This window comes from Xanthomonas melonis, from assembly GCF_020783655.1.
GTDB classification, from domain to species: Bacteria; Pseudomonadota; Gammaproteobacteria; order Xanthomonadales; family Xanthomonadaceae; genus Xanthomonas; species Xanthomonas melonis.
Genome location: NZ_JAJGQH010000001.1, coordinates 1 through 22764 on the forward strand (window position 1 = coordinate 1; position 22764 = coordinate 22764).

At 66.9% G+C, this 22764-nt stretch carries 12 protein-coding genes and 1 pseudogene; 6 read left to right on the top strand and 7 right to left on the bottom strand.

What is annotated here, in order from left to right; translation table 11 throughout:
• Window positions 1–2119 (top strand): annotated as a pseudogene (locus LL964_RS00005) (hypothetical protein); the annotation flags it as partial.
• 40 nt (window positions 2120–2159) lie between these two features.
• Window positions 2160–2783, top strand: coding sequence for a hypothetical protein (locus LL964_RS00010; RefSeq protein WP_228329350.1), 624 nt, complete (start codon window positions 2160–2162; stop codon window positions 2781–2783).
• Between the two features lie 428 nt (window positions 2784–3211).
• On the opposite strand, the gene LL964_RS00015 is transcribed toward LL964_RS00010, so the two are convergent.
• From LL964_RS00015 to aptA, 7 genes are all read right to left on the bottom strand, one after another.
• Window positions 3212–5455, bottom strand: coding sequence for a methyl-accepting chemotaxis protein (locus tag LL964_RS00015; RefSeq protein ID WP_104586865.1), 2244 nt, complete (start codon window positions 5453–5455; stop codon window positions 3212–3214).
• A gap of 344 nt (window positions 5456–5799) precedes the next feature.
• Window positions 5800–7227 (bottom strand): MFS transporter, encoded by a 1428-nt coding sequence (locus LL964_RS00020; protein WP_104586866.1) that lies wholly within the window; start codon window positions 7225–7227, stop codon window positions 5800–5802.
• A 729-nt stretch (window positions 7228–7956) separates the two neighbouring features.
• A complete protein-coding gene (locus LL964_RS00025; RefSeq protein WP_104586867.1) occupies window positions 7957–8949 on the bottom strand; it encodes an HD-GYP domain-containing protein in 993 nt (330 codons plus the stop codon).
• 36 nt (window positions 8950–8985) lie between these two features.
• Window positions 8986–13080 carry a CHASE domain-containing hybrid sensor histidine kinase/response regulator gene (locus LL964_RS00030; protein WP_104586868.1) on the bottom strand — a complete coding sequence of 1365 codons (4095 nt, stop codon included), beginning with the start codon at window positions 13078–13080 and terminating at the stop codon, window positions 8986–8988.
• 145 nt (window positions 13081–13225) lie between these two features.
• Entirely contained in the window at window positions 13226–14530 is a 1305-nt protein-coding gene (locus LL964_RS00035) for a DUF445 domain-containing protein (protein WP_104586869.1), read from the bottom strand.
• 198 nt (window positions 14531–14728) lie between these two features.
• Window positions 14729–15601: a plasmid replication/partition related protein gene (locus LL964_RS00040; RefSeq protein WP_104586870.1), complete on the bottom strand. Its 873-nt coding sequence runs from the start codon at window positions 15599–15601 to the stop codon at window positions 14729–14731.
• A 243-nt stretch (window positions 15602–15844) separates the two neighbouring features.
• Window positions 15845–17197 (bottom strand): omega-aminotransferase AptA, encoded by a 1353-nt coding sequence (gene aptA / locus LL964_RS00045; protein ID WP_104586871.1) that lies wholly within the window; start codon window positions 17195–17197, stop codon window positions 15845–15847.
• 367 nt (window positions 17198–17564) lie between these two features.
• Here aptA and LL964_RS00050 point away from each other — a divergent pair, with 367 nt between their 5' ends.
• Genes LL964_RS00050 through LL964_RS00065 form a run of 4 tightly spaced genes read left to right on the top strand, consistent with a single transcriptional unit; the run spans window position 17565 to window position 22709 of the window.
• Complete coding sequence (locus LL964_RS00050) at window positions 17565–19244, top strand: OFA family MFS transporter (RefSeq protein WP_104586872.1); 1680 nt, start codon at window positions 17565–17567, stop codon at window positions 19242–19244.
• Window positions 19245–19250: 6 nt separating this feature from the next.
• Complete coding sequence (gene fdhD / locus LL964_RS00055) at window positions 19251–20096, top strand: formate dehydrogenase accessory sulfurtransferase FdhD (RefSeq protein WP_104586873.1); 846 nt, start codon at window positions 19251–19253, stop codon at window positions 20094–20096.
• Window positions 20093–22441, top strand: coding sequence for an FdhF/YdeP family oxidoreductase (locus LL964_RS00060; RefSeq protein WP_104586874.1), 2349 nt, complete (start codon window positions 20093–20095; stop codon window positions 22439–22441). Before fdhD ends, LL964_RS00060 begins: the two co-directional genes overlap by 4 nt.
• Window positions 22431–22709 (top strand): hypothetical protein, encoded by a 279-nt coding sequence (locus LL964_RS00065; protein WP_167395274.1) that lies wholly within the window; start codon window positions 22431–22433, stop codon window positions 22707–22709. The genes LL964_RS00060 and LL964_RS00065 overlap by 11 nt, the downstream gene beginning before the upstream one ends.
• Window positions 22710–22764 lie beyond the last annotated feature (55 nt).

Genomic DNA, 22764 nt, shown 5'->3' on the forward strand with positions numbered 1-22764 from the left:
CTATCGCATCATTGGCACCGAGTTGCAGCCGCAATGGCGCGAAGCGATCGAGCTGGCGACTCAACGCACGCGCGAGGTGGAGGGACTCGTGGGCGATGGCGCGATGCAGTTGCAGCGCGGCCCGGGCGGCCAGTTCGGCGCCGATAGCCCGATTGCGCATCTGCAACGTGGCGCCGATGGCGTGGAGCGCATCGTGGCGGTCACCAGCACCGAGGACATCCGCCGGGCACTGCAGGAGGTGCAGGCGCAGCAGAAGCCAGCCTTGCCGCTACAGCAGTCGGCCTCTGCGCCTCGCACATCAGACGTATCCGCAGATGCGGACACGTCATCTTCCGCTCCCTCCAACCAGCATGCGCTCGACGTGCATGCACAGGGTCGGGCGGCCAGCGCCGCGCAGGAGCGTGAAGAACGGCAGCAGGAAGAGCTGCAGGCGCAGGACCAGCAACTGGCACGGGCTCACGCCCACGCGATGCAGGCGCAGGAATCGCACGACGTTCGGGCGCAGGCCGCTCAGGCGCTGCAGGCACACGTCGCGCTGGAACTGCGGCACCAGCAAGTCCAGCGGCTGGAGCAGCAGGAGCAGGACGCCCAACAACACGTGCAGGCCCAGCAACGGGCACAGGCGAGTCAGCAACGCGAGCAAACACAGCGGCAGGCGCACGAGACCGAGCAGCGCGAACAAGCGCAGCAGCAGGCTAAGGAGACGCAGCAGCGCGAGCAGGAAACACGCCAGACCCAGGACGCCCAGCAGAGCGAGCAGGAACGCCTGCAGGCGCAAACGGTGCAACATCACGAGCAACAGCCGCTCCACGCCCAAGCGGCTCCACAACGCGAGCAGGAGCCGGCACAGGAAGTCCTCTCGCGCGAGCCGTCGTCGCTCCATGCGCAAGACACATCGCCGCGCCAACCCGAGCAGCGGTCTAGCCCCGATGACGTCGCCCAACGGCCCCAGGAGCAGCTGTCAGCGCCGACGCAGGCACAGGCATCCGACGTGGCGCAGCAGCGGCCGCAAAGCCAGCAAGCGCAAGAACAGCGCCCGCAGGAAGTCCAGCAGCAGGCAGCGTTGAGCGCGGCGATCGCGCAGGCCGCACCGGCAGGCCAGCAGCAGGTCGCGGACCTGCACGGCGGCCAACGGCCGATGACGGCGCAAGCCTTGGATGCGCACCAAGAGGCACCTGCGCAGCAGCCCGAGCAGCCGGCGAACGCGTACCTGGCGCAGGCGGCGAACGCACCTTCCGCGCCGTCGCTCGTCATCCCGGTGGCGGCAGAACAACGCGACGATCCACAGGCGCTGACTCCAGCGGCTCAAGCACCGGAAGCACCAGATCCCCCTGCGACGTTGCCAGTGTCCGCACATCTCGCGCAAGCGACCGGGCCATCGCTGGACATGCCGACCGCAGGCCGCTCCGCCGACGCACCCGAGTGCGTGCCCGATGTGCGCGAGCCGCTTTCCGCACCCCTGGCAGATGAGCACCACCGTCCTGCCACCGTGCCCGCCGATCCGGACTCCTGGGAGGCGATCGAGCGCTCCATGCGTGAGCTGCGTATCCAACTCGAACAGGAGCTCGAAATGGAAAACCGCGTCGCCGAAGCGCGGCAGGCACGCGTGGACCGGGGTGAGCGGCCGTTTACCGAGCTGGAATTGCGTGAAGGGTACGATCCCGATGGTCCCTCTGGCCTAAGACCCCCACGCGCCCCGCCGGCAGACACGGCGCGACAATCTCTTGCCGCTGGCGAGCAGGAAGATCGGCCGCCGCCCCAGCGCAAGAACATCACCGGCGATCCGGATGTGGACGAGTTGCTGTACGCCATCGACTGCAAGAACGAGCTGGCGATCGAGCAGGCCTTGGAGCGGGTCGCCAACAGCCCCTACAGCCAGGCCCTTGCCAAACGGGGCCATGAATTCCTGGATGCGCAGGCCCTGCAGGAGGCCGAAGAGCAGGCGAACACGCGCCAGGCGTTGAACATGGACGTCTCGACAGAGGTGCAGACCAGCCGTGGCCCGGTGATGGTGATGACGCTACCGCAGTTCGCCAGGGGCCCGGCAATGCAAGGACCAGAGGGCGACGGCGGTGGAGGTGGCGACGGAGGTGGCGGCGGCGGTGGTGGCGGTGGATAGCTGGAACGCATGCAGCAAACTGAGTTATCGAGAGAGCACTATGGACATGCACAACACCTCCGCACAGCCCGATGCCAACGGTTCCGAACGCACGCTGAAGGAATCGACCCAGGCCATGGCGGTGATGATCGGGACGCTGCAGCGGCGGGAGAAAGCATTGGAAGATCTGATCCGGGAGCAGCTGCAGCTTCTGCAGAGTGCGGTCAATCGTGCCGATCAGCGCATCGATCGTGTGGTGGAAAGCGCGCTACCCAGGCTGACGCAACTGAGCAAGCAGGCGCTGACACAAACGCTGGAACCGGCGGCCGAGCGATTCAACAAGAAGATGGCAACTGCGGAGCAGACGGTCCAGCAGGCCACCCAGCGTTACGCCCACGCACGGCATTCCCTGGAAACAGCGATAACGCGGCGCATGTGGATCGCATCGATTGCCCTGCTGGTGGCAGGTGTCCTCAGCGTGGTCGTCGCCGGCTACGCGCTCTACAGTACAAAAGCGGCTATCGCGGAAGCCGCCCAACTCAGGGCGGAAATCACCTTTCTGGATCGTGTCGTGCGTGCCAATCTGGTTGCCTGTGGCAAGGACAGGCTATGCGCCGAGATCGACAGGAAAGGGCCACGCTATGGCGATAAAGGTCAGTATCGCGTGGTCGCTGAGCGTCGATGACACTGCGGTAATGCACGATCGAGGAAATGGAGCGATCGACACGTCGTGCGATGTTGGATCCAGGCTCGATCCCTGGCCATTTCGGGTATTGGGCCTCTCGCCACGCAATGGTTTGAAGTGTGCCGACGCAGATCAGGCCCGCCACGCGGGAGATGGGCGCAGCTTCGCGCCACTGCGGCTGGATGTGATCGTCTTGTTGCAGGCGGACGTCCTCGGTCTGCAGTCAGGGCCAGGGCTTGGCTGCCGATGGAGTGTAGCCTTTGACGAGATGACAGCAGGACCGAATTGCCGCCCGAGGGCGGCAATTCCGTTGGCTGCCGATGGCATGCCGGGTTGTCAGGGGCGCCTGGCCAGCCGTCGCCTCCATTCCGGCGGCGATCTGTTTGGCGCGCATCGAGCCAGGCCAGGCCCAGGGGCCGGCCATTGGCTCAGAATTCCTGCCAGCTCCCCTCGTGCGCGGCGGCCAGCAGCGCACGCGGCTTGGGCCCGATCTTGCGTTGCACGGGCGCTGGCCGCTGTTTCACCGCCGACGGCAGGTGCGTGGCGCCAGCCGCCGCTGGCAATGCCGTCGTCGGGCTTTCGGCGATCTTGAACACCGCCACTGCCTCGGTGAGACCGATCGCCTGCTCCTCGAGTGCGCGCGCCGCTGCAGTGGCTTCTTCCACCAACGCGGCGTTCTGCTGGGTGGTCTCGTCCATCTGGGTGATGGTCTGGTTGACCTGCTCGATGCCGGCCGACTGTTCCTGCGAGGCAGCGGAAATCTCGCCCATGATATCGGTGACCCGCTGGACGCTGGCGACGACATCGTCCATGGTCTTGCCGGCACGGTGCACCAAGGCCGAGCCTTCGCCGACGCGGTGCACCGAGTCGTCGATCAAGCCCTTGATCTCCTTGGCAGCGCCGGAGGAACGTTGCGCCAAGGTGCGCACTTCGCTGGCGACGACTGCAAAACCGCGGCCCTGTTCGCCGGCGCGTGCCGCTTCCACGGCAGCGTTCAGCGCAAGGATATTGGTCTGGAACGCGATGCCGTCGATGACGCTGATGATGTCGGCGATTTTCTTGGAAGACGCTTCGATGCCGGCCATGGTGTTGACCACTTGGTTGACCACCTCGCCGCCCTGTGCGGCGACGCTTGCAGCACCGATGGCCAGTTGATTGGCCTGGCGCGCGCCTTCGGCATTCTGCTTGACGGTGGAGGTGAGCTCTTCCATCGAGGCGGCGGTTTCCTCCAGGTTGGCGGCCTGCTGTTCTGTGCGTTGCGACAGGTCCTGGTTGCCGGCGGCGATCTCGCTGGCGGCACCCTTGATCGACACGGCGGACTGCTTGATGCCGGCGACGATCTGCGCCAGCTGGGTGGCGGTGGCGTTGGCGTCGTCGCGCATCTGCGCAAACACGCCGCGGAAGTCGCCGCTCATGCGGGCGGTCAGGTCGCCGGCTGCGATCGCCTGCAACAGGCCGGACAGCGACTGCAGGTTGCCGTCGGCGGTGGCCATCAGCGTGTTGAGACTCGCCACCATGGCGCGGAAGTCGTGCTGGAAGCGCTCGATATCGCCACGCGCGCTGAAATCGCCATCGGCTGCAGCTTGCGCCAGGTGCTTGATCTCGTGGTTCATCGCCGACAGGTTGGCCTTCACCTGCACCATGGTGTCGGTGAATACGGCCTTTTCGCCGGGCAGCTGGCTCATGTCGTCGCTGAGGTCGCCGATCGCGTACCGGCCCATGATGCGCGCCAGGTCGGTCTGCACGGCGAGGTGCGAAGCCACCAGCAGGTTGGTGTCGTTGGCCATGCGACCGTAGTCGCCGGGAAATACGGACGCATCGATCCGGTAGCTGATCTGGCCCGCGTCGTGGTGCCTGGCCATGTCGGTTTGCGCCAGGATCAGGTTACGAAGTTGAAGCTGCATCTTGTCCATGGCTTGCAGCAGCCGCCCGGTTTCGTCGGTGGCCACGCTATGCACGTCGTTGTTCAGATTGCCTGCGGCAATGGATTCGGCGGTACGGGTGGCCTGGCCGAGCGGAGCGGTGAGGCTGCGGGTGATGAGCCAGGCAAGCAGCGCGCTGATCAGGAGCGCTGCGATGCCGCCAGTGGTCAGGATGATCTTGCCCCGGTGCATCGATGCCAATGCGGCCGTGTAGGCGCTCTTGCTCAACCGGCGTTCCAGCGTCGCGTTGGCGCGGATAGCCGCCTGCTGGGCATCCATCGCGACCGCGGCTGCGCCCTGAAGCAGGGCCTGCGCCTGCGCATTCTGGTCGCGCTCGCCGTAAGCGAGGATCTGATTATTGTACTTGACCGATACTTCGCGCTTTTTTTGCACCAGATCGAGCGCTTCCTTCTCGACCGCACTGCTGGGCATGGCGGCCAACGCGTCGTGGGCCTGCTTGTAGCGCTGACGATTGGCCTGCACCATCGCGAGCGCTTTGCGGTTGGCGTCTTCGCCAGACACCATCACGATGTCGCGCAGACCGATCGCCACGTTGGTGTTGGCATCGAGCATCTCGGACGACAGCTGGATCCGCTCCATGTTGCTGTTGACGATGGTGTCTAGCTCGAAGCGGGCGGTGGACATGGCGATCAGGCCGGCGGCGACAAGCAGCCCCGACAGGAGAATGAGGAGACCGAAGGCCATCCCCAGGCGGCGGCCTACGTTGAGGCGTTGCAGGAAAGCGTTCATGAGATCGTCCGGTGCAGATGTGAATGGGCTTGCTGTGGCGGCGCTTGCGCGTCTTGCCCAGCTAGCGGCCTTCCTTGCCCAGTCTTGAGCGCTCGTATGCTGAATTGCTTATTCCGGATTCACCGCAGGGCGGCGCAGGCAACCGGTTGCGCTGCGTGGCTTGCGGGGCCGCTGACCGCATGTCGCGCTCGGCCGCTTGCCGATCGGCGTGGCGTGGCGGCAACGGGCGTGCCGGCAGCGCCCGCGGTACCGCCAGCGGCTTGCCGGTGTTGGTTGGAGGCGATCGGCGCAATGGCGACCACAGGCCTGACGCCGCTTCGACAGTGTCTGCCCAAACCGCCCGGTCAAGCGCGATGCCCGCTCATTTCCTGTCCGGCATGCGTGTCGAAGCGCAGATGCCACCAGGTGGCGCTGAGCGAGATCAGGCTGACCACGCAGAAGGCCAGCGAGAAATCGCGTTGTTGCGGCTGGACATGGTCGCCGGCCAGCATCGCCAGCTTGAGGATCATCGCCCCGGCGCAGACGCCCACCGAGAGCATCAATTGTTGCAGGGTGGTGTACAGACTGCTGGCGCGGCTCATGCGCGCTGCCGGCACGTTTTCGTAGGCGATGGTGTTGTAGGCGGCGAACTGGAACGACATGAAGGCGCCGCAGCACAGCAGCAGGCCGAACATCAGCGGCTGCGGCCAATCGGGGCGGAACAGCGCGCACACCATGTAGCCCAGGCTGGCCAGCACACCGTTGCCGATCAGGCTGTTGCGGTAGCCGAAGCGGCGCAGCAGTCGTGGGGTGATGCTGCGCATGAGCAGCGCGCCCAGCGCGGTGGCCAGGATCAGGCGGCCGCTGTGCGCGGCGCTCATGCCAAAGCCGATCTGGAACAGCAGCGGCAATAGAAACGGATGCGCGCCCTGGGTGATGCGCATCAGCGCGCCGCCGATCACCGATAGCCGGAACGACTCGATCCGCAGCAGGGTCAGATCCAGCAGCGGAGCAGGGTGATGGCGCGCATGCCAGAGATAGCCAAGGGCCGCGCCGGCGCCGATGGCCAACAATCCGGCAGCCTTGCCGGCGCCCTGTTCCTGGCTGACCATCTCCAACCCGAACAACAGGCAGCCCAGGGCGACGCCGCACAGCACGAAGCCGCGCAGGTCGAAGCGCGGCGGCGCCGATTCGGCGGGAATCTCTGGGATGAAGCGACGCATCAGGAAGAAGCCGGCCACGCCGATCGGGACGTTGATGTAGAAGATCCAGCGCCAGTCCAGATACGACACGAAAAAGCCGCCCAGCGGCGGGCCGAGCATGGGGCCGATGAAGGCAGGCACCAGCGTCCAGGCCATCGCCGACACGAGGTGGCGGCGTTCGACGGTGCGCAGCAGGATCAGCCGGCCCAAGGGCGCCATCATCGCGCCACCGGCGCCTTGCAGCACGCGCGCGGCGACCAGCGCGGGCAGGCTGTCGGCCAGCGAACACAGGATCGATCCGCCGACGAACACCCAGATCGACGCGCCGAAGACGCGGCGCAGGCCGAAGCGGTCGGCGATCGCGCCGCTGGCCGGGATCAGCACCGCCAATGCCAGCAGATAGCTGGTCATGGCGATGCTCATGGCCGGCGCGGCGACGCCGAACTCGTGCGCCAGGGCAGGCAGCGCAGTCGCCAGTACGGTGGCGTCCATCTGCTCCATGAAGATGGCGCAGGCCAGGATCAACGAAATGATGCGGTAATCGGGATAGGACGGCGGCGCGGTGTCGGCCTCGGGCACGCTGGATGACATCGGATTCTCGGTTGCCGGGCCATCGACGGCGCCGCAGCGGCAGCCGGATCGACCCGCGTCGCACGGTGTTGTGCGGCGCAACATTGGTATTGTCCGCCCGCGCGCCGGGCGGTTCAAGCGCAAGATGGCAACGCTGCGTGCACAGCGTGTCGCAGATGACGGCTTGCGACGTCTTAAGCCTTGGTCGGCCTGCCGACGAGGAGAACGCTGTGGGGAACGGTCTGCACAAACCCTCTTGCCACCCGTGCGATATCTTCGCGTTGCATCATTGGCCGGTTACGCGCCGTCCTTCCTTCGCTACGTGGATGAGGGCATGCCGGCGGTGGCGGCTCCGTTGCAGTGCGCTGGGTGTTCGAGTGATCGGGCGATGCCAGGTGCGGCACGTCCCCTCATCCGCCCCTTCGGGGCACCTTCTCCCGGCGGGAGAAGGGTGATGGTCCACGCTGCATGGTGGAGCCGATTCCCGCAAAGTGAGAGGCGCGGCCCACGCTCTGCTGGAACCTGTGGCTTCACGGCGGGAGAAGGGTGATGGTCCAGGGCTGCACGGCCTGGCCGTTTTCCGCCGAAGCGAGAGGCGCGGCCTGCCCGCCGCTGGCGGCTGTGCCTTGCTACACAAGCCTGGACGCGACGCGAGGCGGGCTCGAAACGGGCGTGAGGAGGAACACAGCCGCCAGCGTCCGCGCCTGGTGGCCGGTCTACCAGCTGTCGCCATGCGCTGGTCCGCGCGCATCAACCGGGCGCCGCACGGCTGTCCCAGGCGTCCTTGATCTGGATGAGCTGCGGCAGCGCCGCATGAAAATGCTGCACCAGGCGCGGTTCCAGCTGCTTGCCGGACATACTGTCGAGCTTGCGTACCGCATCGTCCACCAGCCACGGCGCCTTGTAGGCGCGCCGCCCGCACAGGGCGTCGAAGACGTCGGCCACCGCGACGATGCGGGCCGATTCGGGAATGGCGTCGCCGGCCAGACCCTGCGGATACCCGCTGCCGTCCCAGCATTCGTGATGATGCAGCGCGATTTCGGCCGCCAGCTGGAACACCGGCCCGCGCCCGTGACGCAGCAGGTCGTGGCCGGCTTGCGGATGCTGCCGCACCACCGAACGTTCGTATTCGTCCAGCGCGTCGGGTTTGTGCAGGATGTTGGCAGGCACGGCGATCTTGCCGGCGTCATGCAGCGGCGCGGCGTCCTGCAGCAGCTGCGCCCGTTGCGGTGACCAGCCCGCCGCCTCGGCCAGGACGCGCGCATACAGCGCCATGCGCCAGATATGTGCGCCCGTATCCATGTCATGGCCCTGGCCGGCGGTACCCAGCAGATGGATCGCAGCCTGGTACTGCTCGGCCAGGCGCAGGCTTTCGGCCAGCTTCAACTGGGTGCCGATACGTGCCTTGAGCAGGGCCGGCGAGTAGGGTTTGCTGACGTAATCGGCCGCGCCCGCGTCCAGGCCGGCCTGCTCGTCGCGCATGCCGCTACGCGAGGTCACGAACAGGATGGGGATCGCACTGCTTGCAGGATCCCGCTTGAGCGCGCGCGCCACCGCGTAGCCGTCCATGTCGGGCAATTCGACATCCAGCAGGATCAGTGCCGGCGCATGGCGGCCGACCGCCTCCAGCGCTTCACCGCCGGACTTGGCGAACACCAGCGCAAACTCGTCACGCAGCAGCTGGCGCAGGGTGGCCAGGTTGCTGGATTCGTCGTCGACGCAAAGCAGGGGGCGGGACGGCATGCGTGAGTCCTTACCGATGGCTTGGGAAGGTGGCCTTCATGATGGGTGGGTGGTCTGCCACTGGCGCAGCATGGTTTCGGCGCCACGGAAGTCGAAATCCTCCACCGCGCGCTGCAATTCCTGGCGCAAGCCATCCGGCAGGCGCGGTGCGCAGATCAAGAGCGCGTGGTCGATCTTGTCGGCGTCGTCGCTGGCGAAGGCCGCTTCCAGGATCTGCACGCTGTCGGCGTCGATCGCGCCTCCGGCGGCATCGCCGATCGCCTCCACCGCGTCGTGCTGCACGAAGGCATGGATCGCATCGGCGGTGCGCTGCATGATGTCCTTGAGCGTCACCATCGCGGCAGTGAGGTCGTGGCCGTCCTCGACACAGCTCTCCAGCTCGCCTGCCGCGCCGGCCAGCGCCGGCAGCGCCAGCGACCCGGCTGCACCGCGCAACTTGTGCGCCATCGCGCCGATGGCCGGCAGATCGTTGCGCTGCAGATGCTCGGCAGCGGTGGCGGCCGGGTCGGGGTTTTCGCGCAGCAGCTTGAGCAGGTAGCGCACATAGGGCTCGCGTTCGCGCCACAGGCTGCGCGCGCGCGCGGCGTCCAGCAGTTCCGGATCGCTGTGCTGCCATTCCGGGCCTTCGCCGCCATCGGCCTCGTGCGGCAGCGAGGGTATGCGGCGCATGTTCGGGTGCATGAAGTGACGGATCGCGGTGACCAGTTCCTCCACGTTGAACGGTTTGGCGATGAAACCGTTCATGCCGGCTTCCAGGGCTTTTTCCTGCTGGGGGCGAAACGCGCCGGCAGTCAGGGCGATCACCGGCAGGCTGGCCAGGGCAGGGATCTGGCGCAGCCTGCGGGTGGCTTCGTAACCATCCACCACCGGCATCTGCACGTCCATCAACACAAGTTGAAACAACTCCGGCGCGCGCTGCAGCACGTTCACCGCCTGCTCGCCGTCGTGGGCGACGGTCACCATCGCGCCTTCGCCTTCGAGGATGCGTTGCGCCACCTCGCAATTGATTTCGCTGTCGTCCACCAGCAGCAGGTTCGCTCCTTCCAGCCGCCGCGACACGAAGGTCGGCGCTGCCGGGCGTGCGCCCAGGCGCGCGTCGGCCAGCTGTTCCACCAGGCGGTGTAGGGCGGCGCTGGTCACCGGCTTGGTCATCACCGCATCCAGGTCCTGCTGCTCGGGATGCTGCTCCAGCAGGCGGCGTTCGTAGGCGGTGACCATCACGATCACCGGATGCGGCCCGGGGGCCGCGCGTGCGCGGATCTGGCGGGCGATCGCCACGCCGTCGATATCGGGCATGCGCCAGTCGAGCAGGAAGATGTCGTAGGGCTTCCCGGCCTGTTCGATCGCGGCCAGTGCGGCCTGCCCGCTGGTCACCGCATCCACCTGCCAGCCAAGATCGGTGGCGATACGCACCAGGTTGTTCAGCGCCGCGTCGTGGTCGTCGGCAATCAATACCCGCGGCATCGCTTCGGGCGGCAGTGCAGGGAGCTCGGTCTGTGTGGCTGGCGGCTCGGCCTTCTCCAGCGTCACCACGAAGTAGAACTCGCTGCCGCGGCCGGGCACGCTTTCCACCTCCAGCTCGCCGCCCATCAGCTCGATGAGCCGGCGGCTGATGGTCAGGCCCAGGCCGCTGCCGCCGTAGCGCCGGCTGGTCGAGGTATCAGCTTGCAGGAACGGCGAGAAGATCAGGCTCTGCTTTTCCTTGGAAATGCCGATGCCGGAATCGCGCACCGAGAACAGCAGCTTGACCCTGTTCGGATCGCCGCTGGGAAAGCGCCGTACCGACAGAACCACCTCGCCCTGTTCGGTGAACTTGATCGCGTTGCCGACCAGGTTGACCAGCACCTGGTTGATGCGCAGCGCATCGCCCAGCAGCCAACGACTGTCGCGCGGCAACGGCTCGACGATCATCTCCACCGGCTTGGCGCTGAGCGAGGAGCGCATCAGGTCGGCGATATTGTCGAACAGTTGGTTGAGATCGAATGGCGCGCGTTCCAGATCGATACGCCCGGCCTCGATCTTGGAGAAGTCCAGGATGTCGTTGATGATCTCCAGCAGGTTGCGCGCGGAGCGGTCGATTTTGGCCACCATGTCCTGGGCCGCGCCGCCCAGCTCGCTGCGCTGGAGCAGGTAGAGCATGCCCAGGATGGCGTTCATCGGGGTCCGGATCTCGTGGCTCATGTTGGCCAGGAAGTCGGACTTGGACTGGTTGGCGCTCTTGGCCGCGTCCATCGCCAGCCGCAGTTGTTTTTCGTGCAGCTTCTGCTCGGTGAGATCGACCGCCACGCCCAGATAGCCAATCACCTGGTCGTTGTCGTCGCGCAGCGTGCTCAGCGTCAGCAACACCGGCAGGCGGCGACCATCATGGCTGACGTAGGTCCATTCGCTGGTGTCGCTGCGGCCCAGGCTGGTCAACGCCGCCACCGCCTCCAGTGCAGGCGCCACCGGGACGCCGGTCTGTTCGGACAGCCGCTGTGCGCGTTCCTGCAGTTGGTCGTGCTCGACGAACTGGCTGGCCTTGCGCCGACCGATGACATCGTCGGCGTTGTAACCCAGCAGTTTCTCGGCGGCGGGATTGAACAGCGTCACGAACCCGGCCGAGTCGGTGGCGATGATGGCGTAGCCGGCATGTGCCAGGATCGCGCGCTGCAGCACCGAGAACTTCACCAGCTCGCTGGTGCGCTCGGCCACCTGGTGCTCGAGCGAGGCATTGAGGTCGACGATGCGCTGATGCGAGCGGACCCGTTCGGAGATGTCGCGGAAGAAATGCGAATGGCCGCTGAGCGTTTCGTCGGCTTCGATGATCGGCGCCTTGCTGGCCAGCACATGGACCTGGTGGCCATCGCGGTGACGCATGCTCAGCGCTGCAGAGGCGTTGGCTGCGGGCGCCTGCTCGGAATGGTCGATCTCCGGCATCGCATAGGGTTGCGGCGACAGCAGCGAGTTCAGGTTCTGGCCGACTGCTTCCGATGCCGGGTAACCGAACATCGCTTCGGCAGCCGGGTTCCAGTGGGTGATGCGCCCATCCGGGGTCTCGGCCACGATCGCTTCGCTGGAATGACTCACCAGAGCGGCCAGTTCCATCTGCTTGCGCAACACTTCCTCGCGACGCAGGCCGTTGCTGAAATACAGGCTCAACAACGCCGCCAGCAGTGCCGCCGTGCCCATCACCAGGCCGCCGATCAGCCAGGGAGAGGTCTGGTTGAGCGAGGCGACGAAGCTGTCGGTGGGATGGGCGGTGATGATCCAGGTGCGGCCATAGATGGGCAGCGACTGCACGACCGGGCGGCGCCGCGCGCTGTCGTGGGCGGCGATGCCGCTGCGGTAGAACGTATGGGTGGGCTCGTCGCGATCGGACAGGTCCAGCGCCACGTCGTTACGTTCGCCCAGCGCGCTCTGCACCATCTGTTCGACGCTGAAAGGTGCATACACCCAGCCGCTGGTCGCTGCCATGCGTTGTTGCGGGGTCTGCAACGGCATGCCCTCGCGATACACCGCCAGCAGCACCAGGAAACCGCTCTCGTTGGGAATGCGGTAGCCGGACAACGACACTGGCGAGGTCATGATGGGCTCGCCACTGCGTGCAGCCTGCAGGGCGGCGGCGCGGCGCCGCGGTTCGGAGGCGATGTCCAGGCCGATGGGACGGTTGCCCGAGGATTCCGGCTCGAAATACAGCACCAGGTAGCGTTCGCCGTCCCACGGCGCCAAGGCGCGGCGATGGATATCCGGTGCGCCATCGGCGCGTGCGGTCTGCAGAAACCGTTCTTCGTCGGCGGGCGCGACCCGATGGATGTAGCCATAGCCCAGGACGCCGGGAAACTCGCGCGCATAGTCGCGCGAACGGCTGTACAGGGTGAAGCGTTCCCGACTGATCACGTCGCTGCCTGCGCCGATCACCGCGCCGCGCGCACCGCGCAGGCCGTGTTCGAAGGTGTACATGCGTTCGCCGATGTTGCGTGCCAGCGTGCGCACCACGTACTGGAAGCGCTGTTCGCGCTCCAGTTCGTTGTGCCGTTGCAACCAGACGCCGGCAAGAACGGCGGCGAGCAGGCCGGCTGCGAGAATCAACGCGGCACACAGAAACGCCCGGCGCCCGTATTTCCTGCGCAGATTCCAGCGGCCATTCGGCATGTTCGTTCCTTCGCCTTGCCTGTTGCGTGCTCGGTATGTGGCCGGCGCCGGCGCCGACCGTGTATGCCGCGAGGTGTCGATGCGATTGCGTGCTTAGCCCCTGCCTGCGCGCCTGTCGGTGGCCGATCGATCTGGTGTCAGCGCATCAGAACGAGAGCCAGATCGACAACGCGTGAAGGATGAGGCCGATCAATCCACCGACCAACGTTCCGTTGAAGCGAATGTATTGCAGATCGCGTCCAACACCCAATTCCAATTGTTCGACGAGGTGACGTTCGTCCCAACTTTTCATCGTCGAAGCGATATGGTCGGTCACGGACGTACGCAACCGTGAGGTGAGTTTGTCGGCGGCCTGCAGCATGTGCTGGTTGAGCGCTTCGCGCAGCGACGGGTCCTGCGCCAGTGCCTGGCCGAGCGATTGCATCGAGCGCTCGATGTGCGCAGCCACCGACGACTCTTCGTGTGCCAGGTCATTGCGCAGCGCGTCGCGGATCTCGCCCCACAGTCCTTGCACGTAGTCCTGCAGGGCCGGATGCTCGATCATCCGCTGCTTGAGCGCTTCGACCCGGGCGGCCATCTCCGGTTCGTCGCGCAAGCGCCCGATGTAACCCTGCAACCAGGTTTCATAGTCGCGCCTGATCGGATGCTCGGGCGTGGTGAGGATGTCCTGCAGTTCTTCGATCGCCGCGCGCGCCATGCGGTCGGCCAGGGAGTCGCCGATTTCTTCGATCGGCTTGACCCAATTGACCGTGCCCACCAGCTTGGGCCACTCACGACGCGCGTAGCGCACGATCAGCGCCGATGCGCGCGTCTTGACCCGTTCCTGGCCCAGCCAGTCGCCCAGGCGCAGCAGCACCTCGTCCAGCAGTTTCTGGTGGCGTCCGTCGGTGGTGAGCAGGGCCATCACGTCGCCGACGGTGGCGGCCGCGTTCCACTTGCGCAGCCGGTCCACCACGAAGCGCTGGATCGCGCGCCGCACGGCGGTCTCATCCAGCAGTTCCATCGCCTGCAACATCCAGCCGCGTGCCATCTGCGCGAGCATGCGCGCCTGCTCGGGCTTGGCCAGCCACTCGCCGAGGCGGCTGGCGGGATCGAACACGCGCAGTTTTTCCATCAGCGCATCCGGGGCGAGGAACTGGTCGCGCACGAACACCGCCAGCCCGTCGGCCAGGCGCTCCTTGCCGCGTGGCAGGATGGCGGTGTGCGGAATCGGCAAGCCCATCGGGTGGCGAAACAGGGCCACCACCGCGAACCAGTCGGCCAGCGCGCCGACCGTGGCCGCTTCGCAGAACGCCGATACCCAGGCCCAGATGCCTTGTTCGCCCATCAGGTGGCTGATCACGAAGCCTGCGAACATGGCCAGCAACAGCGCTGCAGCGAGCAGCTTCATGCGCTGCAACTGTGCGCGGCGGGGATCGACGGGGCGGGGCGTGCTGAGGCTTGGGTCCATCCCCGAAGTGTACCCAGTCGCTGGAGCAGGGCATGTCCACGGCAGTGGACCGCTGTACCGCGGCCGCAGTCGCGGCGTTCTCATACGCGGTGGCGCTATCGGCAATGCCGGTCGCGCCAGGGCGCGCTCCTACCGGTATGGCGTCGGCGGAAGGACGGTGGGAGCGCCAGTGAGTACGATGCCGCTTCGCCGGCAGCCTCAGCCGCGCAGGCGCTCCAGCTGCGATTGCAGCGCGGCGACCTTGGACTGCAAGGCGGCATTCTCGTTTTCCAGCTCATTGACGCGGCGCTGCAAGGCCTTGAGGTCGCGGCGCTCGGCTTCGCCACCTTCGGCGTCGTCGGACTTGGGCTTGCGCTTGGCGTCGCGCACGCGCTTGGCCGCCTGCTTGAGTTCGGCCTTGCCGGCCTGCGCCGCAGCGCGCTGCTCGTCCTCGGACAGGGTGGCTACCGCGGCGGCAGCGCTGATCGAGATCTCGCCGGCCTTCACTGCCTGTACCACCTCGGGCGCGGCCTGCTTGTGGATGCGTTCGATCATCACCACCTGGTTGCTGCTCAGCCGCGCCTCGCGGGCCAGCTCGGCACGGCTGACCGGGGTGGAGGTCTCTTCCCACGGCGGGCTGTCGGTGTCCTCGATCGCCTGCACCGTGCCGCTGTCGCGCACGGCGGGTTCGTCGCTGCCGTCGGTCGCAGCGGTGGCGGCCAGGCCAGGCGCTGCGGCGGCGGCATCGGCCTCCCGCTGGGGACGTTGACGTGCGGCCAGGATCTCGCGCTTGCGCAGCGCCAGCACGCCGCGCTGGAAGTCGGACACGCTGCGGCGACCAAGGTGCTGCTCGATCATCCACAGGTGCACGTCCTGCATCGACTGGAAGCGCGGGTTCTGCACGGTCTGGAACGGCAGTCCGTGCTTCTGGCAGATGCCGTAGCGGTTGTGGCCGTCCACCAGCACATCGCCCCATAGCACCAGTGCGTCGCGGCAGCCTTCGGCCAGCAGGCTGCGCTCCAGCGCCTCGTGCTCGTCGGGGGTCAGCGGGTCGATATAGGCCTTGAGTTCTTCTTTGACAACGATGTGCATGCGGCAACTGCGGGGGAGTACGGGGCCGGCATTGTAGTGAGCCTGCTCAGGCTTTGCGCGCTTGACGCGGCATCCGTACGCATGACACGCATAGGCCTGGTGCGTGGCCTGCCATTGGTTGGCGCAGCCTCGCGCGCAGGCTTCGGGCGGGCCGGGCAGGGCGATCGCACGCGGCCGATCGGCACGATCGCCCGATCGCAGCCGGTGCTTGCGCAGGCGCGGCGCCGTCAGCGGATGGCGGGCTCAGTCCAGCGTGCGCAGGATCGTGGCCAGGATCTGGACCATCTGCCCGATCTGTTCGGGCGTGACGATCAGCGGCGGCGACAGCGCGATGACATCGCCGGTGACCCGCACCAGCAGGCCGCCCTCGTGGAAGCAGCGCTCGAACGCGGCGTAGCCGCGCGCGCCGGGCGCATCGGCGCGTGGCGCCAGCTCGATCGCGCCGATCAGGCCGATGTTGCGGATGTCGATCACATGCGGCAGCCCGCGCAGGCCGTGCAGCGCCTGTTCCCACTGCGGGCCCAGCGTGATCGCGCGCTGGAACAGGCCTTCTTCGGCATAGGTGTCCAGCGTGGCCAGTGCCGCCGCGCAGGCCAGCGGGTGGCCGGAATAGGTATAGCCATGGAACAGCTCGATCGCCGCCTCCGGCCCGTGCATGAAGGCGTCGTGGATGGCGTCGCTCACCAGCACCGCGCCCATCGGCACGGTGCCGCTGGTCAGTCCCTTGGCGGCGGTGATGAGGTCCGGGGTGACGCCGAAGCGCTGCGCCGCGAACGCCTCGCCGACCCGACCGAAGCCGGTGATCACTTCGTCGAACACCAGCACGATGCCATGGCGGTCGCAGATCGCGCGCAGCCGCTGCAGATAACCTTCCGGCGGCAGGATCACCCCGGCCGAACCGGACACCGGTTCGACGAACACCGCGGCAATGGTGGAGGCGTCGTGCAGTGCGATCAGCCGTTCCAGATCGTCGGCCAGTTCCGCGCCATGTGCCGGCAGCCCACGCGCGTAGGCATTGCGCGACAGGTCCAGGGTGTGGCGCAGATGGTCGCTGCCGGGCAGCAGCGGGCCGAACCATTTGCGGTTGTTGGGCAGCCCGCCGATCGACAGGCCGCCGAAGCCCACTCCGTGGTAGGCCTTCTCGCGGCCGATGAAGCGGGTGCGCTGGCCCTCGCCGCGCAGCCGGTGATAGGCCAACACGATCTTCATTGCGCTATCCACCGCCTCCGAACCGGAATTGGTGAAGAACACGTGCCCCAGCCCCGGCGGGGCGATCGCCGCCAGGCGCTGGGCCAGCACGAACGGCAGCGGTGAGCCCATCTGGAAGGTGGGCGCGAAATCCAGCGTGCCGGCCTGCTCGCGGATCGCCGCCACGATGCGCTCGCGGCCATGCCCGGCATTGCAGCACCACAGCCCGGCGGTACCGTCCAGGATCTGGCGTCCTTCGACGTCGCGGTAGTACATGCCATGCGCCGAGGTCAGCAGGCGAGGGCGCGCCTTGAACTGCCGGTTGGCGGTGAACGGCATCCAGAATGCGTCCAGCTGCTCCGGTCTGTGCAGCGCATGGGCGGGGGCGTGCGAAGGACGGTCGTGCATCGCGGGCTCCGGGACGGGGATGACCGACTCTACGCAGCTGGCGCTGTCTGCGTCACCCCGGGTCGCGCACGGGTGTGGCGCCGCACCGCGTCAGAAGGCAGGTGCACCCGCCCGGCCTAGTCGATAAGGACTAGTCAATTAGTCGCAGTGCCGGCCGCTAATCTCAAGGAAGGCTTGCGTGGCGCGGGCGTGGCGGCGCGATGGAACGCTGCGGGGCGAGACGGAGCATTGCAAAGATGCGGGGATCGCCGATGATGCGCCAGACCGATGCCTGTCGGGTCTGATTGCCGTCGCCGGCCGTCGCGTCTTGCCAATCCAGCGCAGCCGTCAATCGTATTCATCGCACTTCTATCTTGGGGAAATGGGAATGACGCAAGGGTCCACCGTGGCGACAGCCAGCGGCACCGATGCCGGTCTGCTGTCCAAGGAGCGCATCGTTGCGCGTCCAGGGTTCAATCGTTGGTTGGTACCGCCGGCGGCGTTGGCGATCCATCTGTGCATCGGCATGGCGTATGGCTTCAGCGTGTTCTGGTTGCCGTTGTCCAAGGCGCTGGGCATTACCGAGTCGATCGCGTGCCCGGCCGACATGGGGCTGTTCGCCCGCATGGTGGCCACCACCTGCGACTGGAAGATCAGCGAACTGCAGTGGATGTACACGCTGTTCTTCGTGTTGCTGGGCTGTTCGGCGGCGATCTGGGGCGGCTGGCTGGAGCGCGCCGGCCCGCGCAAGGCGGGCGTGGTCTCGGCGCTGTGCTGGTGCGGCGGCCTGGTGATTTCGGCGGTGGGCATCCACTTCCACCAGATCTGGATGCTGTGGCTGGGGTCGGGCGTGATCGGCGGTATCGGTCTGGGCCTGGGCTACATCTCGCCGGTCTCGACCCTGATCAAGTGGTTCCCGGACCGCCGCGGCATGGCGACCGGCATGGCGATCATGGGCTTCGGCGGCGGCGCGATGATCGGCAGCCCGCTGGCCGATGCGCTGATGCGCCATTTCGCCACCCCCACCTCGGTGGGCGTGATGGAAACCTTCCTGGTCATGGCCGCGCTGTATTTCGTCTTCATGATGGCCGGTGCCTTCGGCTACCGCGTGCCGCCGAGCGGCTGGACCCCGGCCGGCTGGACCGCCCCGGTGGCCAGCACCAATACGATGATCACCTCCAACCACGTGCACGTGAAGAAGGTCTGGGGCATCCCGCAGTTCTGGCTGCTGTGGGGCGTGCTGTGCCTGAACGTGTCGGCGGGCATCGGCGTGATCGGCATGTCCTCGCCGATGCTGCAGGAAGTGTTCGGCGGCCGGCTGATCGGCGTGGATGCCGGCTTCGGCAGCCTGGATCCGACCCAGCTGGCCAGCATCGCCGCCATCGCGGCCGGGTTCACCGGCCTGCTGAGCCTGTTCAACATCGGCGGCCGCTTCTTCTGGGCCAGCATGTCCGACAAGCTCGGCCGCAAGAACACCTACACGGTGTTCTTCCTGCTCGGCATCTGCCTGTACGCGGCGGCGCCGTCTGCCGGTGGGGTGGGCGGCATCGCGCTGTTCGTGGGCATCTTCTGCATCATCCTGTCGATGTACGGCGGCGGCTTCGCCACCATTCCCGCGTATCTGGCCGACCTGTTCGGCACCCAGATGGTGGGTGCCATCCACGGCCGCCTGCTGACCGCCTGGGCCACCGCGGGCATCCTCGGCCCGGTGGTGGTGGGCTATATGCGCGAGTACCAGCTGGCGCACGGCAGCCCGCCGTCACAGGTCTACAACACCACCATGTACATCCTGGCCGGGATGCTCGTACTCGGCCTGATCTGCAACCTGCTGGTGCGCCCGGTGGCCGCGCGTCACTTCATGACGCCCGACGAACTGGCGCGCGAAAAGCAGCTGGCGCACGAAAAGGTCGACCGCAGCGGGCATGCAGTGCTGCCGCCGGAGCAGATGGCGCGCATCGGTCATGGCGGCAACCCCGCGCTGGTGGCGTTCGCCTGGTTGGCGGTCGGTATCCCGATGCTGTTCGGCATCTGGGTGACGCTGCAGAAAGCCTTCGTGCTGTTCCATTGAGGTGAGATGACCACTCCGTCTTCCCGCTCCGTGCGCCCCGGCAGTGTGGTGCGCACGGTCCGTCGCCATCGCGGCGGCCGCAGCGCCACGGTGCAGGACATGGTGGCGGCCGAAATGCCGGTCGCCTTCGTCTACAACAGCGTGCCGTTCGCGGTGATGATGGCCACGCCGGAGGACCTGGAGGACTTCGCACTCGGGTTCTCGCTGAGCGAAGGCATCGTCGATCACCCGCAGGACCTGCGTGTGATCGCGGTGGAGACGTTTCTGGAAGGCGCCTCGTTGCAGATCGAGATCCCGCCCGAGCGGGCAGCTGCGCTGGACCGGCGGCGGCGCAACCTGGATGGCCGCAGCGGTTGCGGGGTGTGCGGCAATGAATCGATCGAGGCGGTGCTGCGTGTGCCGCCAGTGCTGCAGTCGTCGCTGCAGATCGACCTGGACGCCCTGGCGCATGCACTGGACGCGCTGCACGCACGGCAGCCCATCGCCGCACAGACCGGCGCGGTGCATGCCGCCGCGTGGGCGGATGCACAGGGCGAGGTGCAACTGGTGCGCGAAGACGTGGGCCGGCATAACGCCCTGGACAAGTTGATCGGTGCATTGGCGCGCGCAGGCATCGATGCATCGCACGGATTCGCGGTGGTCACCAGCCGCGCCAGCTTTGAGATGGCCATGAAAGCCGCGCAGGCCCGGATACCGCTGCTCGCAGCGATTTCCGCGCCCACCGCGCTGGCGATCAGCCTGGCCGACAGTGCGGGCCTGACCCTGATCGGGTTTGCCCGCGATCACGATTGTGTCGTTTACAGCCATCCGCAACGCCTGAACCTGGGCGTTGCGGTGGGAGAGCCCGCATGAGCAAGAAGACCATCAAGCAATACGACAATCCCGCTGGCGGCTGGGGCGCCTTGCGCTCGGTGGCCAAGCACCTGATGGAACAGGACATCGCGGTGCAGGGCGCCAAGACCCTGCTGCACGCCAACCAGCCCGACGGTTTCGACTGCCCTGGTTGTGCCTGGCCCGACCGCGATCACACCTCCACCTTCGAGTTCTGCGAGAACGGCGCCAAGGCCGTGGCGGCCGAATCCACCGCGCGCCGCGCCGGGCCGGAACTGTTCGCCTCGCACAGCGTCAGCCTGTTGTCGCAATACAGCGATTACTGGCTGGAAGGGCAGGGACGCCTGACCCAGCCGATGCGCTACGACGCGGCCACCGACCACTACGTGCCGGTGAGCTGGGACGATGCGTTCGCGCAGATCGCCAGCCATCTCAACGGCCTGGCGAGCCCGGACGAGGCGATCTTCTACACCTCCGGGCGCACCAGCAACGAAGCGGCGTTCCTGTATCAATTGTTCGTACGCGAGTTCGGCACCAACAACTTCCCCGACTGCTCCAACATGTGCCACGAGCCCTCCGGCACTGCGCTGCGTTCGCAGATCGGGGTGGGCAAGGGCACCGTGTCGCTGCACGATTTCGAGCTGGCCGATGCCATCTTCATCTTCGGCCAGAACCCGGGCACCAACCACCCGCGCATGCTGGGCGAGCTGCGCCAGGCCTCCAAGCGCGGTGCGGCGATTGCGGCGTTCAATCCGTTGCGCGAGCGCGGGCTGGAAAAGTTTGCCGACCCGCAGGACAAGCTGGAGATGCTGCACAACGGCTCCACCCGCATCGCCTCGGATTATTTCCAGCTCAAGATCGGCGGCGATCTGGCCGCGATCAAGGGCATCATCAAGCACGTGCTGGAGCGCGATGCGCAGGCCCAGCACGAGGGCGCAGCACGCCTGCTGGACCTGGATTTCATCGCCGAGCACACCGCCAATTTCGACGCTTTCGCTGCGGACGTGGCAGCGGAATCCTGGGACACCATCGTCGAGGAATCCGGCCTGGACGAGGCGGCGCTGCGCAAGGCCGGCGAGATCTATCTGAAGGCCGAGCGCGTGATCGCCTGCTGGGGCATGGGCATCACCCAGCATAAGCATTCGGTGGCCACCATCCACATGATCACCAACCTGTTGCTGCTGCGTGGCCACCTGGGCCGCCCGGGTGCGGGCGTGTGCCCGGTGCGCGGGCACAGCAACGTGCAGGGCGATCGCACCATGATGATCTACGAAAAGCCGCCGGCGGCGTTTCTGGACAAGCTGCAGTCGGTGTTCGGTTTCGCCCCGCCGCGCGCAGACGGCTTCGATACCGTCGGGGCCATCGAGGCGATGCTGGACGGCCGCGGCAAGGTGTTCTTCGCGATGGGCGGCAACTTCGCCGCCGCCACGCCCGATACCGATGCCACCCACCGCGCACTGCGCAACTGCGAGCTCACCGTCCACGTCACCACCAAGCTCAATCGCAGCCACCTGGTGCATGGACGCGATGCGCTGATCCTGCCCTGCCTGGGGCGCACCGAAATCGATATCCAGGACGCCGGCTCGCAGGGTGTGACGGTGGAGGATTCGATGAGCATGGTGCACCTGTCGGCCGGCATCAATCCGCCGGCCTCGCCGGACCTGCTGTCCGAGCCGGCGATCGTGGCGCGCATGGCCGAAGCCACGCTGGGCGCGCGCAGTGCGATCCGCTGGCGCTGGCTGGTGGGGGACTACGATCGCATTCGCGACCTCATTGCGCAGGTGTTTCCGGACTTCGCCGACTTCAACCAGCGGGTACGCGTGCCGGGCGGCTTCCGCCTGTCCAACACCGCACGCGACCGCAAGTGGGTGACGCCCGAGCAACGCGCGGTGTTCAAGCCGCATGCGGTGCCCACCGACAACCCCATCCATCGGGCGCGCCGCAGCCGTGACGACCGGATGGTGTTCACGTTGGCCACCACCCGCTCGCATGATCAGTACAACACCACCATCTACGGCCTGGACGACCGCTATCGCGGCGTGTTCGGCGAGCGCCGGGTGCTGTTCATCAACGGCGCCGACATCGCGGCCTTGAACATGAAGGCCGGCGACTGGGTGGACCTGGAAAGCCTGTGCGAGGACGGCGTACGCCGCGAGGCGCGGCGCTTCCTGTTGGTGGACTACAACATTCCGCGCGGCTGTCTGGCGGCGTACTACCCGGAAACCAATGCGCTGGTGCCGCTGTCCAGCTTCGCCGACGAAGCGCGTACGCCGACCTCCAAGTCGATTCCGGTGATCGTGCTGCCGCACCGTGCCGAAACCGCCGATGCGGCGCCGCGCGACATCGGAGCGGTGCTTGTCCGCTGACCCACAGCTCACCGCACAGCTGTTGCAGGTGTTGGTCGACGCGCCCGAGGGGGTGTCGTTGCCGAAGCTGTGCAAGCAGCTGGGCGTGCGCATGAGCGTGTTGCTGCGCACGCTCGCGTGGCTGGGCACGGCAAGCCTGGACGGCCGGCCGGGGCCGGACTGGGTGCGCGTGGAAGAGCGTGGCGAGCGGCAATTCGCGGTGATCACTGCTGCTGGTCTGGTTGAACACGTGCAGGGTGCAACGGCGCAAGCGCCGCAGGGCGGTTGAGCGATCTTCCCGCTTTGATGAAGAGCTGGCGGTGGTTTGGATTCGGTTGGTACCG